14 protein-coding genes are annotated in these 11,586 nt (G+C 60.1%); 5 read left to right on the forward strand and 9 right to left on the reverse strand.

The window, feature by feature from the left end; genetic code table 11:
• Window positions 1–200 precede the first annotated feature (200 nt).
• Window positions 201–1,634, reverse strand: coding sequence for an aldehyde dehydrogenase family protein (locus AC1Q5O_RS27030; protein WP_492567156.1), 1,434 nt, complete (start codon window positions 1,632–1,634; stop codon window positions 201–203).
• A gap of 204 nt (window positions 1,635–1,838) precedes the next feature.
• Entirely contained in the window at window positions 1,839–2,873 is a 1,035-nt protein-coding gene (locus tag AC1Q5O_RS27035) for an L-idonate 5-dehydrogenase (protein WP_492567158.1), read from the reverse strand.
• Between the two features lie 167 nt (window positions 2,874–3,040).
• Between AC1Q5O_RS27035 and AC1Q5O_RS27040 the strand changes: the two genes are divergently transcribed.
• Together AC1Q5O_RS27040 and AC1Q5O_RS27045 are read left to right on the forward strand one after the other, a co-directional pair.
• Complete coding sequence (locus AC1Q5O_RS27040; protein ID WP_492567159.1) at window positions 3,041–3,808, forward strand: SDR family oxidoreductase; 768 nt, start codon at window positions 3,041–3,043, stop codon at window positions 3,806–3,808.
• Complete coding sequence (locus tag AC1Q5O_RS27045) at window positions 3,805–4,311, forward strand: gluconokinase (protein WP_492567160.1); 507 nt, start codon at window positions 3,805–3,807, stop codon at window positions 4,309–4,311. The genes AC1Q5O_RS27040 and AC1Q5O_RS27045 overlap by 4 nt, the downstream gene beginning before the upstream one ends.
• Here the strand turns inward: AC1Q5O_RS27045 and AC1Q5O_RS27050 are convergent.
• The 6 genes from AC1Q5O_RS27050 to AC1Q5O_RS27075 form a co-directional block, all read right to left on the reverse strand.
• Window positions 4,308–5,192: an NAD(P)-dependent oxidoreductase gene (locus tag AC1Q5O_RS27050; RefSeq protein ID WP_492567162.1), complete on the reverse strand. Its 885-nt coding sequence runs from the start codon at window positions 5,190–5,192 to the stop codon at window positions 4,308–4,310. The genes AC1Q5O_RS27045 and AC1Q5O_RS27050 overlap by 4 nt on opposite strands.
• Window positions 5,193–5,224: 32 nt before the next feature.
• Entirely contained in the window at window positions 5,225–6,160 is a 936-nt protein-coding gene (locus AC1Q5O_RS27055; protein WP_492567164.1) for a 2-hydroxyacid dehydrogenase, read from the reverse strand.
• A 27-nt stretch (window positions 6,161–6,187) separates the two neighbouring features.
• On the reverse strand, window positions 6,188–6,919 hold the full coding sequence (locus tag AC1Q5O_RS27060) for an amino acid ABC transporter ATP-binding protein (protein WP_492567166.1): 732 nt from the start codon (window positions 6,917–6,919) through the stop codon (window positions 6,188–6,190).
• The gene (locus AC1Q5O_RS27065; RefSeq protein ID WP_492567168.1) at window positions 6,900–7,559 is read right to left on the reverse strand and encodes an amino acid ABC transporter permease; all 660 of its coding nucleotides are present in this window, start codon (window positions 7,557–7,559) and stop codon (window positions 6,900–6,902) included. The genes AC1Q5O_RS27060 and AC1Q5O_RS27065 overlap by 20 nt, the downstream gene beginning before the upstream one ends.
• Window positions 7,556–8,260 carry an amino acid ABC transporter permease gene (locus AC1Q5O_RS27070; RefSeq protein ID WP_223616118.1) on the reverse strand — a complete coding sequence of 235 codons (705 nt, stop codon included), beginning with the start codon at window positions 8,258–8,260 and terminating at the stop codon, window positions 7,556–7,558. Before AC1Q5O_RS27070 ends, AC1Q5O_RS27065 begins: the two co-directional genes overlap by 4 nt.
• Before the next feature lie 64 nt (window positions 8,261–8,324).
• Window positions 8,325–9,128 (reverse strand): transporter substrate-binding domain-containing protein, encoded by an 804-nt coding sequence (locus tag AC1Q5O_RS27075; RefSeq protein WP_223616119.1) that lies wholly within the window; start codon window positions 9,126–9,128, stop codon window positions 8,325–8,327.
• 311 nt (window positions 9,129–9,439) lie between these two features.
• Here AC1Q5O_RS27075 and AC1Q5O_RS27080 point away from each other — a divergent pair, with 311 nt between their 5' ends.
• A complete protein-coding gene (locus AC1Q5O_RS27080; RefSeq protein WP_492567170.1) occupies window positions 9,440–9,766 on the forward strand; it encodes an EthD domain-containing protein in 327 nt (108 codons plus the stop codon).
• Between the two features lie 54 nt (window positions 9,767–9,820).
• Window positions 9,821–10,849 (forward strand): LacI family DNA-binding transcriptional regulator, encoded by a 1,029-nt coding sequence (locus AC1Q5O_RS27085; RefSeq protein WP_492567175.1) that lies wholly within the window; start codon window positions 9,821–9,823, stop codon window positions 10,847–10,849.
• On the opposite strand, the gene AC1Q5O_RS27090 is transcribed toward AC1Q5O_RS27085, so the two are convergent.
• Window positions 10,846–11,223, reverse strand: coding sequence for a DUF4180 domain-containing protein (locus AC1Q5O_RS27090; RefSeq protein WP_492567172.1), 378 nt, complete (start codon window positions 11,221–11,223; stop codon window positions 10,846–10,848). The genes AC1Q5O_RS27085 and AC1Q5O_RS27090 overlap by 4 nt on opposite strands.
• Before the next feature lie 34 nt (window positions 11,224–11,257).
• On the opposite strand from AC1Q5O_RS27090, the gene AC1Q5O_RS27095 reads away from it, so the two are divergent.
• Window positions 11,258–11,586 (forward strand): hypothetical protein (locus AC1Q5O_RS27095; RefSeq protein ID WP_492567173.1); only part of this gene is annotated, 329 nt, incomplete at its 3' end.

Here is an 11,586-nt window from a genome sequence, read left to right on the forward strand (position 1 = left end):
GTCGGTATATAGACCCCACCAACCAAAACTGTCAACACGACTTTTCCAAAAAAACGCACAAATCCAAACTTTCTCAAATCAGCCAAGCAACCCCTGGGGATAACTCAACCGACACCACACACAGAAGCCAATGAAAACGGGCGGTGCAACCGCACCGCCCGTCAAAAACCGGTCTGTCATGAAAATAGAGAAAGCGCCCGTCAGGCCAGCGTATAGGCCGTCTTCACGGTCGTATAGAATTCGGCAGCGTATTTGCCCTGCTCGCGCGGGCCATAGCTCGAGCCCTTGCGGCCGCCGAACGGCACGTGGAAATCCACGCCTGCCGTCGGCAGGTTGACCATAACCATGCCGGCTTCGGCATTGCGCTTGAAATGCGTGGCGTGTTTCAGGCTCGTTGTCGCAATGCCTGAGGACAGGCCGAACGGCGTGTCGTTCGCGGTATGCAGCGCTTCCTCATAATCCTTGACCCGGATCACGCTGGCGACAGGACCGAAAATTTCCTCGCGGGAAATCCGCATCTGGTTGGTCGCCTCGGTGAACAGTGCCGGCTGCAGGTAGAAACCGGGATTATCGCGGGTCAGCCGCTCGCCGCCGAAGGCCAGCCTGGCGCCCTCGGTCTTGCCGATGGCGATATAGTCCTCGTCCTGCTTCAGCTGGCTCTGATCGACCACCGGCCCGATATGGGTTCCGGCTTTCAGGGCGTCATCGACAACGACACCCTTCAGGCGTTCGGTTGCCGCCGCAACGAACCGGTCGTGGATGCCTTCGGTGACAATGATGCGCGAGGACGCGGTGCAGCGCTGGCCGGTGGAGAAGAAGGCACTGTTGACGGCGGCTTCGACGGCCACGGTCAGATCCGCATCGTCGAGCACGACAAACGGGTTCTTCCCGCCCATCTCCAGCTGGAACTTGCGCATATGTTCGATGGAGGCGGCAGCAACGCGCTTGCCCGTCCCCACAGAACCGGTGAAGGTGATGGCATTGACATCGGCGCTGTCGAGAATGGTCTGGCCGACAACCGAACCCTTGCCCATGACGAGGTTGAGCACGCCCTTCGGCAACCCGGCGCGGTGCAATATATCGACAATCGCCCAGGAACAGCCGGGAACCAGATCCGCAGGCTTGAAAACCACCGTATTGCCATAGGCCAATGCCGGCGCAATCTTCCAGGCGGGGATGGCGATGGGGAAATTCCACGGCGTGATGATGCCGACGACACCTACGGCTTCCCGGGTGACTTCCACGCCGATGTTCGGGCGGGCACTGGGGAGAACCTCGCCGGCCAGGCGCAGGACTTCCCCGGCGAAGAAATCAAAAATCTGGGCGGCGCGCACGGTCTCGCCGATGCCTTCGGCCAGGGTCTTGCCTTCCTCGCGTGACAACAGCCGGCCGATCTCGTCCTTGCGGGCGGTGATCTCATCGGCGGTCTTGCGCAGGATGGCGTGACGCTCAAGAATGCCGGACCGCGACCAGGCCGGGAATGCCGCCTTTGCCGCGGCAATGGCGTTCAGCGTGTCTTCAGCCGTCGCCCGCGCATATTCACCAACGACGTCATTGGTGTTGGAGGGGTTGATGTTGGCGATCGCATCGCCGCCGATCCACGCGCCGTCGATCAGGTTCTGGTGCACTGTCATGGTATGTTCTGTCCTTCCTGATGACGGCACAAGGGCCGTCACGCTGCAGCCGTCGACCGGCCTTCTCCCGAAACGCTTATGCCGAACAATCCCCCGGCGATAGACCCGAAAGCATCAACGCTCTGTCAAAGGGGAAGCGGCGCCGGACCTTAACATAGGGAAAAGCGGTTTCAATGGACATTTGACGCATTCCCGGCACGAATGTCAGGCAAAGGCGAGCTGCACCTTCATCGAACGGCTGCGATCACCCGCGGTCTCAAAAGCCTGCACCGCCTCGTCAAGACTGAAGATGCCGGTGAGCAGCGGCTTCACATCGACAATTTTCCGGCCGATCAGATCAACCGCGAGGCTGAACTCCTCGTGGAAGCGGAAGGAGCCGCGCAGATCGATTTCCTTGGAGACGATCAGGTTCTGCGGAATGGCGATGTCCCCACCAAGGCCGAGCTGCATGAGAATGCCGCGCGGGCGCAGAACGTCGAGCCCGGCGCGCAGCGCCCGTTCGTTGCCGGATGCCTCGAACATCACATCGAACGAGCCCTTGTTGGCGGAATAGGCTGCCAGTTGCTCCGGATGGTCGGCGACATTGATGGTCCGGTCCGCCCCGATCTCCCGGGCCTTGACCAGCACCGCATCCATGACGTCGGTCGCGACAATCTCCCGGGCGCCATGCGCGCGCGCCGCCAGGATGGTCAGCGCTCCAATCGGACCACAGCCGGTAACAAGAACACGCTTGCCAAGCAATGAACCGGCGCGCTTGACCGCATGCAGCGTCACGGCAAAGGGTTCGGCAAAGGCCGCCTCGTTGATCGAAACGCCATCCGCCACCCGGTGGCATTGCCAGGCCTCGGCGATCAGCCGCTGGCGGAATGCGCCCTGGATATGCGGCATGGGCATGGCGCTGCCGTAGAAGCGCATGTTGAGACAGTGATTCTGCAGCCCTTGCAGGCAATAGTCGCAGTGGTTGCAGGGACGGCTGGGGGATACCGCCACCCGGTCACCGACGGCAAGACCACTGACCCCCGACCCCAATGCCCTGATGGTTCCGGCAATCTCGTGGCCGAGGATCATCGGTTCGCGCAGCCGGATCGTGCCGAACCCGCCATGATTGTAATAGTGCAGATCCGAGCCGCATATGCCGCCGGCCTCAACGGCAATATCCACTTGCCCGGCTTCGGGAATGCCCGGATCGCGTTCCTCGATGCGCAGATCCTTTGCCGCGTGGATGACAACAGCCTTCATACGTTCCTCCCCTTGCGCTTCATGCCTCCAGCCGCAGCGGCCGGGATCAATTTCAGCACCATAACACCGGAATACTTGCATATGTTATCGATAACATTTATGTCAAGCGGAGAAGGAAGCGATGACATCCCGCAATCGGAATTCCGCAGAACCGGAGGAAACAAAGAATGGCCTATCCATTGTTCAGCCTGGAGGGAAAACGCGCCCTCGTTACGGGATCAAGCCAGGGAATCGGCTTTGCCCTGGCCAAGGGATTGGCTGAACACGGCGCGGAAATCATCATCAATGGCCGCGATGCGGCAAAGGTCGATGCCGCCGTTGTCGAACTCAGGGCAGCGGGCCACAAAGCCCATGCGGCCGCTTTCGACGTGACCAGCCTGGAAAGCGTCAAGGCCGGCGTCGACACGATCGAGACAAATATTGGCGCGATCGACATTCTGTTCAACAATGCCGGAATGCAGTTCCGCACGCCACTCGAGGACTTTCCCGAAGATAAGTGGCAGCTGCTGCTGCAGACCAATGTGTCCAGTGTCTTTTATGCCGGACAGAGCGTGGCAAAGCACATGATCAAGCGTGGACGTGGAAAAATCATCAATATCGCCTCCGTGCAAAGCGAACTGGCGCGGCCTTCCATCGCGCCGTACACCGCAACCAAGGGCGCCGTCCGCAACCTGACGCGCGGCATGTGCACGGACTGGGCCAAATACGGCCTGCAGGTCAACGCCATCGCACCCGGCTATTTCAAGACGCCGCTCAATCAGGCGCTGATCGACAATCCGGAATTCTCCGGCTGGCTGGAAAAGCGCACCCCGGCGGGACGATGGGGCAATGTCGAGGAACTGGTCGGAGCGGCGGTGTTTCTGGCCAGCGACGCATCGTCCTTCGTCAACGGCCAGGTCATCCATGTCGATGGCGGCATTACGGCGTCCCTATGATCAGGCTGATCGTCATGGGCGTGAGCGGCTCCGGCAAATCTTCAGTTGGAGAGGGCATCGCGGCGGCACTGTCCCTGCCGTTCATCGAAGGCGATGTGCTGCATCCGGAAAGCAATGTGAAGAAAATGTCGGCGGGCATCCCGCTGACCGACGAGGACCGCTGGCCGTGGCTCGACAAGATCGGCGCGGAACTTGCCAAGGCCGAAAAGGGCGTGGTCGTGTCCTGCTCCGCATTGAAGAAGATGTATCGCGACCGGCTGCGCCGGGAAGCGGGCGGGCCCCTCGCCTTTGTCTTTCTCGACGGCAGCCTGGCGGTCTTGCGCGATCACATGAGCAAGCGCACCGGCCATTTCATGCCGCTGTCGATGCTCGACAGCCAATTGGCGACGCTGGAATCGCCAACGGGTGAACCACTCGTGTTCACGCAGGATGTCGCGCATCCGATCACGCAGATCGTCGAGGCCAGTGTTGAATGGCTGAAAGTCCAGACATTCCGGGATTAGTGGGAGAAACCGTCGAGCAGCCGCATCATCTCGGCTGAATCGCGCGCGCCTAGACCGGCTGCACACAGGAGCCGGTGAATTTCAACGACCTGACCGGTCATCGGCAACGGCGTCTTCGTCTTCAGCGCAAAGGCCTGCAGCGAATCGAGATCCTTCAGCATGTTGTCGATGCGCCCGGTCGGCGTGTAGTCGCGCGCGGCAAACTTCACCATGAATTCCTGCATGATCCGGTTGTCGGCCCGTCCGCCCGCCAGCGCCTGCGGTATCAGCGCCGGATCAACGCCGCCCGCTTCCGCCAGCTTTACCGCCTCGGCAACCGCCTGGAACGCCACGGCGCAGAACAGCTGGTTGATCAGCTTCGTCGTCTGCCCCGCCCCGCTCGGCCCCATCAGCGTATAGTTGGCGCAGAGATGCTGCATGACGATTCGGCCGCGCTCGAAATCGGCGGCGTCGCCGCCAGCCATCACGGTCAATCGCCCGGCAAGCGCACCGGGAACACCGCCGGACAACGGGCAATCCAGCCATTTCATTCCCGTTGATTCCGCCAGCTTTGCCGCCATGTCAGCAGTTTCCTTCGGATCAATCGATGACATGTCGATCAGCAGCCTGTCGGCTCCGGCGGCCGCAGCCACGCCATCCGCGCCGAACACGACCGTACGGACAATATCGGCATGGTTGAGGCTCAGAATGACGAACCGGCTTTGCGCCGTGGCCGCGGCAACCGAAAGTGCCGCCACGGCGCCTTTGGCCACAAGTGCCGCCACCTTCTGCGCGTCGACGTCAAACACCGTGACCGGATGGCCGGTCTCGATGAGCCGTGTGGCAATCGCGGCGCCCATGAGCCCTGCGCCAATAACGGCAATCGTGGATGCATCGGCCATGGCGGCTCTTCCCCCGTCTATCGCGATATCTGTCAAACAACCGCCGCCGGCAGCGGCTTGCCGGCAAATTGCGCTTCCAGATTGGCAAGCACAAGATCGGCCATCGCCCGGCGTGTCTCGTGGGTGGCACTGGCCACATGCGGCGAAAGCACGACGTTCTTCATGCCGAACAGCGCCTCCGGCACACGCGGCTCGTCCGCGAACACATCGAGCCCGGCTCCCGCAATGGTACCATGCTGCAAGGCTGCAACGAGAGCGGTTTCATCGACAAGCGAACCGCGGGCGATGTTGATCAGGCTGCCTTTGGGCCCAAGAGCTTTCAGCACATCGGCATTGACCACATGCCTGGTCTCTGCCGAAGCGGCCGCCGCAATGATCAGCACATCGCAATTGGCTGCAAGCTCCGCGAGCGTCGGGTAAAATGTATAGGGAACATCGAGCTTGCGGCGCCCCGAATAGGAAATCTGCCCGTCAAAGGCGACAAGGCGTTTGGCGATGGCCTGGCCGATGCGGCCAAGTCCGAAAATGCCGTAGCGCCGGCCCGTCACCCGGTGCCCGAGGCCGAGCTCGCCCTTTGGCCAGTTGCCTGCACGAACATGATTGTCGGCCAGAACAAGCTGCCGCGCCAGATTGATAATCAACCCAAGCGCAAGGTCGGCCACGTCGGCGGTCAGAACATCCGGTGTATTGGCGACGCGATAACCGCGCTGGCGCGCCGCGTTCAGGTCGATTTTGTCGTAACCGACACCATTGATCGAAACGATTTCCAGCTTGGGCAATTGAGCCGCAAGCTCGGTCGGAATACCGATATGCCCGCCTGTCACCACACCGCGGATTTTATCCGCATGGGATTTCAGGAATCCCGGCTGGTCCGTCGTCTCAAACCAACGATGCACGGTATAGTGCCCGGCAAGATCCGCTTCGAGTGCGGGCATCAGCGGGCATAGCTGCAGAATATCGATCGGCATGATCATGGGTTTCCCTAATGAATGGATTTACTTGACATCGGCTTTGACGAACTGGCGCAGCTCCGGCGTCTTGGGATCGCTGAAGAGTTGTTTCGACGGCCCCTCCTCCCAGATCTTGCCCTGGTGCATGAAAATGGTTCTGGTCGCGACCCGGCGGGCAAAAGCCATTTCATGCGTCACCAGAATCATCGTCATGCCGTCCCGTGCCAGCTGTTCCATGACGTTGAGCACTTCCTCGGTCAGTTCCGGATCGAGCGCAGACGTCACCTCGTCGAACAGCATCACTTTCGGCTGCATGGCGAGGGAGCGGGCAATGGCGACGCGCTGCTGCTGGCCGCCGGACAGCTCATCCGGATAGGCATCGAATTTTTCCGAGAGACCAACGAGCTTCAGCACCTTTTCCGCGGTTTCGCGGCTCTGTGCCCTGGCGACATTCTTGACGATCTTCGGCGCCAGCATGATGTTGTCGCCGACACTCAGATGCGGGAAAAGATTGTAGCTCTGGAAGACAATGCCGACATCCCGGCGCAGTTCCCGCAGATGCCTGGGATCGCTGCTCACCGTGTGGCCGGCAATCTCGATGCGGCCGAAATTGATCTTTTCCAGGCCGTTGATGCAACGCAAAAGCGTGCTCTTGCCGGAACCCGACCGGCCGATCAGCGCGATCACCTCGCCGCGCTCGACGGTCAGCGAGACACCTTTGAGCACCTCGACCGAGCCGAAGCTTTTATGGACATTTTCAACGATGACTTCTGGCATGGAGTCTCCTTTCCAGCCAACGCGACAGCTGGGACAGCGGATAACAGACGACGAAGTACAGCGCCGCGACCGCAAGAAACACGCGGAAGGGCTGGAACGTCGCATTGTTGATGAGTTGGCCCGCACGGGCGAGTTCGACAAAACCGATGATCGAGGTGATCGACGTGTTCTTGACCACCTGCACGGCAAAGCCGACGGTTGACGGCAACGAGATGCGCAGCGCCTGCGGCAGGATCACATAGCGATATTGCTGCACGCGCGTCATGGCGAGCGATTCGGACGCCTCCCACTGCGGCTTGGGCACGGACTGGATACAGCCGCGCCAGATCTCGGCGAGATAGCCCGACGCGTAGATCGTCATCGAAGCGCCCGCTGCCACGAGAGGCGGCAGCTGCAGCCCGGCGAGGCTCAGCCCGTAATAGGACAGGAACAGGATCATCAGCACCGGGATGCCCTGGATGATCTGGATATAGGTTGCGGCCACGATCCGCAGCCATTTGTGCGTTGAGGTGCGGGCAAGCGCGATGACGAAGCCGACAAGACCGCCGCCGCTGAGCGCGATGATGGTCAGGACGACAGTCCACAGCAGCGCCGAGACAAGAAAACCGAATTCACTGAAACCGAAGGTACGGAGAATCATGCCTGCACCTCCGGAAGAGCGACCGCGGTTCGCCGCGCCACGCGGCGGCCGAACAACCACAGCCCGATGACGGCAAGCACACCACGCAGGGCGAGCGCCAGCGCCAGATAGATGAGCGTGACGACAATATAGACTTCGAAGGAACGGAAACTCTGCGATTCGATGAAGGCGGCCGATGCCGCAAGTTCCTTCGTCGAGATGGCCGAGCACACTGACGACGCCAGCATCATCAGGACAAACTGGCTGCACAGCGCCGGATAGACCTTGGCAATGGCCGGCATGATGATGACATGGCGGTAAATCTGCAGCCGCGTGAAGCCCAGTGCCTCGCCCGCCTCGATCTGCGATTTGTGAATGGATTCGATGCCGGCGCGGATGATCTCGGTGGAATAGGCGGCGAGATTGATCGTCATGCCGATCAGGGCAGCCGTCACCGCGCTGACGCGCAATCCAAGCCCTGGCAGGCCGAAATAGACAATGAAGAGCTGCACGAGAAACGGCGTGTTGCGGATGATCTCTACATAGGCATCGACGAGAATGCGGCCGATGCCTGTTTTCATCGAGCGGATCGACGCAAGGACAATACCGGCGGCACAACCAAGGATGATCGACGCCACGGAAAGCTTGATCGTCATCCAGATGCCGGCCAGAATTTCATTCTGATACTGGGCGATGACGCCAAACTGGAAGGTGTAGGACATCTCCGGTCTCCATTGGAAAATGGCACCGGGCAGACTTTGCCCGGTGAACCGATTGAGCGGCAGATCAGAAGGATGGCAGCTGTGGCATGGGCTGGCCGGTCCACTTGACCGAAATGGCATCGAGCTCGCCGGAGTTCTTCATCAGATAAATCGCCGTATTGAGCCACTGGCGCATCTCGAAATCCTGCAGCGCCGTTGCCATGGAGTTGCCCTGGCGGAAGAAGGTGAAACCAACCTGCAGACCGGCATCGGGCAGCTGCTTCAACACGGCGTCGGCAACCGTCGACGGCAGCGCGACGGCATCGACCTGTCCGGCGATCAGTGCCTGGGCCGTGGTCGAATCATCCTCGTAGACCACGAGCTCGAGCCCCGGCACGGCAACTTTGCGCAAGGCCGCTTCCTGTGACGAACCGCGATTGACCGCGACGCGCTTGCCGCCGAGTTCAGAGAGGGCCGCGAATTTCTGGTCCTTGCCGGAAACGATCACCATGTTGAAAGCGCTGTAGGGCTGGGTGAACATCACCGTCTTGGCACGTTCGCCCGTTGGCGCAAGCGTCGCAATGAGGAAGTCGACCTTGCCGGTCTGCAGCGCCGGGATACGCGATGGCGGCGTCAGCGGCACAAGTTCCGCCTTCACGCCGAGATAACCGGCTATCAGGTTGGCAACATCGACATCATAACCCGTCGGATTGCCCTTCTCGTCGACCATGCCCATCGGCGGCGCGCCGGTGAGCACGCCGATTCGGACGGTGCCGCGCGAGGTGATGTCGTTCAGCGTGACCGCATTGGCATCGACTGCCGAAAACAGCCCTGCAGCGGCAAGGCCGACAGCCGCGACCATCACACGCAATGATTTTGAAATACCCATTCTTGTCTCCTCCACTTGTCGTGTTGTCCATGATTCCGGCGATGCCTCCCGAGCATCATCCGCCAGTCTCAGTGTGTATCAATTGTTCTCGATAACATTTCCATTCAGCCTGTTGATTCCGCGATACTGCGTTATGAGTCTTCGACATTATTCCGTCCAGGAGCATCGAGCCGCAGCCTATTCAAACCATTCGGCAGCATTCCTTGACGGCTTGTCAATTTTGCTGCTTGTTTTTCCAATCAAGCATGTTATCGGTATCATTACAAGTGGCAAGGCGAAAATGCCACGCTATCAACGCGCAAGGAGGATCCATGTTCACCCGGTCGGCCATTTTCGAGGGAACGATTCATAAAGGCCAGGAAGACGCCTTCTTTCGGATGGTGGAGGAACGATTGCTGCCTGTCTGGAAGCGCATGCCGAACGCCCAGGCGGTGCGCGTCATGCGCACGGTTGATTCGGACCCTGAATCGCCCCCCATCGCCATGGTCCAGGAGGTCGACTATCCTTCGATGGACGCCGTGAAGGAAGCCCTTGCCTCGCCGGTGCGCCTCGAAGGCCGGGCCATCACCGATGAAATGATGCGCCTGTTCGATGGCCGTTTCTACCACGTGGTTTACAACAGGATCGCCCCGAAGTAACTGATTCGGAACAGACAGGACCGAACCGTGCCGCCATCTTCGCCCAAAGCCACCATGCACGACGTCTCCCGCCTCGCCGGCGTGTCGAAAATGACCGTCTCGCGGGTGCTGGCGGACCCCGATCTCGTTTCCGAATCAACCCGCAACCGGGTGATGAAGGCCATCGAGCAGCTGAGCTACGTGCCGGACCGGGTGGCGGGCAGCCTTTCCTCCCGCCGCACCAACTTTATCACGGCTATTCTGCCGACCCTGACCAATTCCAATTTCGCCGATACCGCGCAGGGTCTTGCCGAGGCCATGCGGCCGGCCGACTATCAGCTCCTCATCGGTTACACCATGTACCGGCTGGAGGAGGAAGAGCGAATCATCCGCGCCATGCTCGCCCGGCGGCCCGATGCGATCGTGGTTGCGGGTACCACCCACACCAAGGCGGCCAATGAAATGATGCTGCGGGCGGGTATTCCGATCGTCGAAATCTGGGATACGCCGGAACATCCGATCGACCATGCGGTCGGCTTTTCCAATTATGAAGTCGGACGGGCAGCGGCACTGCATCTCCTGGCATTGGGGCATCGGCGAATCGGCGCGCTTGGATCCAGGATGGACAGCGATGCGAAGGATCTGCGCGGCGAATCACGGCTCGCCGGTTTCACCTCGGTGCTGCGCGAGGCTGGCCTGAGTGATGAACTGGTGATTCGCGCCGGCCAAGCCCCTGTTTCCTACGATCATGGCGCCCTCACGCTCGGCATATTGCTGGAACAGGCCCCGGACGTGGAAGCGGTCTTCGCCGTTTCCGACATTTCCGCCGTCGGCGCGCTGATGGAATGTCACCGGCGCGGCATCAAGGTGCCCGGCGATCTCTCGCTGATGGGCTTTGGCGATTTCGATATTGCCCGGCAATGTGTTCCGGCGATCACAACGATTCGCATCGATGCCGAACAGATCGGCCGCAGGACCGGCGAACTTCTGCTGCAGGTTCTCGATCGCAGCTCCGCCCGGGAATATGCACCGGCGGCGGCGGTTAATGTCGGGTTCGAACTGGTGACGCGCGGCACCACGGCACCTGCGGGAAAACCGCGTTAGCCGGCTGCGTGAATTACCAGCCGTTGTTCAAGTTCTGCCAGATCGCGGATGAACCACAGGCTGCGGCCGCGATTCGTCTCATAGACAAAGTCGCGCAATGGCTTGCTTGTGTCCGCCCATGTGGAAATATCTCCGAGAATGGCCAGGCGAATCTGATAGTTGACGAATTTCTGGATGACTTCTCCGGCGATTCGGGTTTTGAGGTCGAGAAAATCATCGCCAAGCCGTGAAACCGGAATCACGGCGAGCGTTGCGTCCTGCGACCAGGTCTCGCTGAGGAATGTATTGGCATCCCGCGCGGCGGCAAGTTTGTCACCCTCCCCGGCGAACAGAAGAACGCGCAGACCGTGCATCTCGATTACATCGTCGTTCATCTGCCGAAAATTCCTTTGGCTGCAAGCATGGACAATGTCACCGCCAGATTACCTCGGCATCGAACCCGCGCAATGGTTATTCAGATTGAGCGGAATGAAAGTTTCAAACTTTTTGGAGCGTTATAAGCCGACGAATATATTGCTGCACAAGGGACTTCCGGCACCGGTATTTTGCGCCTTCCTTAAACGACAAAGCCCCGCTTTTGGCGGGGTTATGTTTGTGTTTTGCGAGAAGCTGGTTTTGAGTTTTAGTTTTGTGGAGTGGCTTTGCCCGGACGTCATCACCCTTCAGGTTCTTCGCCTGACGCGAGAAGTTTGTTTTGAGATGTATCTGAGAGATTGGTTGCGGGGACAGGATTTGAA

The organism is Phyllobacterium sp. MT110 (genome assembly GCF_058792715.1).

What these genes read in the sequence shown, in the direction of transcription:
- AC1Q5O_RS27080 (WP_492567170.1), top strand. Translation starts at nt 9,440, where the DNA reads ATGTTCACCCGGTCGGCCATTTTCGAGGGAACGATTCATAAAGGCCAG.
- AC1Q5O_RS27090 (WP_492567172.1), bottom strand. Translation starts at nt 11,223, where the DNA reads ATGAACGACGATGTAATCGAGATGCACGGTCTGCGCGTTCTTCTGTTC.
- AC1Q5O_RS27040 (WP_492567159.1), top strand. Translation starts at nt 3,041, where the DNA reads ATGGCCTATCCATTGTTCAGCCTGGAGGGAAAACGCGCCCTCGTTACG.
- AC1Q5O_RS27065 (WP_492567168.1), bottom strand. Translation starts at nt 7,559, where the DNA reads ATGATTCTCCGTACCTTCGGTTTCAGTGAATTCGGTTTTCTTGTCTCG.
- AC1Q5O_RS27030 (WP_492567156.1), bottom strand. Translation starts at nt 1,634, where the DNA reads ATGACAGTGCACCAGAACCTGATCGACGGCGCGTGGATCGGCGGCGAT.
- AC1Q5O_RS27055 (WP_492567164.1), bottom strand. Translation starts at nt 6,160, where the DNA reads ATGCCGATCGATATTCTGCAGCTATGCCCGCTGATGCCCGCACTCGAA.
- AC1Q5O_RS27075 (WP_223616119.1), bottom strand. Translation starts at nt 9,128, where the DNA reads ATGGGTATTTCAAAATCATTGCGTGTGATGGTCGCGGCTGTCGGCCTT.
- AC1Q5O_RS27045 (WP_492567160.1), top strand. Translation starts at nt 3,805, where the DNA reads ATGATCAGGCTGATCGTCATGGGCGTGAGCGGCTCCGGCAAATCTTCA.
- AC1Q5O_RS27035 (WP_492567158.1), bottom strand. Translation starts at nt 2,873, where the DNA reads ATGAAGGCTGTTGTCATCCACGCGGCAAAGGATCTGCGCATCGAGGAA.
- AC1Q5O_RS27050 (WP_492567162.1), bottom strand. Translation starts at nt 5,192, where the DNA reads ATGGCCGATGCATCCACGATTGCCGTTATTGGCGCAGGGCTCATGGGC.
- AC1Q5O_RS27060 (WP_492567166.1), bottom strand. Translation starts at nt 6,919, where the DNA reads ATGCCAGAAGTCATCGTTGAAAATGTCCATAAAAGCTTCGGCTCGGTC.
- AC1Q5O_RS27085 (WP_492567175.1), top strand. Translation starts at nt 9,821, where the DNA reads ATGCACGACGTCTCCCGCCTCGCCGGCGTGTCGAAAATGACCGTCTCG.
- AC1Q5O_RS27070 (WP_223616118.1), bottom strand. Translation starts at nt 8,260, where the DNA reads ATGTCCTACACCTTCCAGTTTGGCGTCATCGCCCAGTATCAGAATGAA.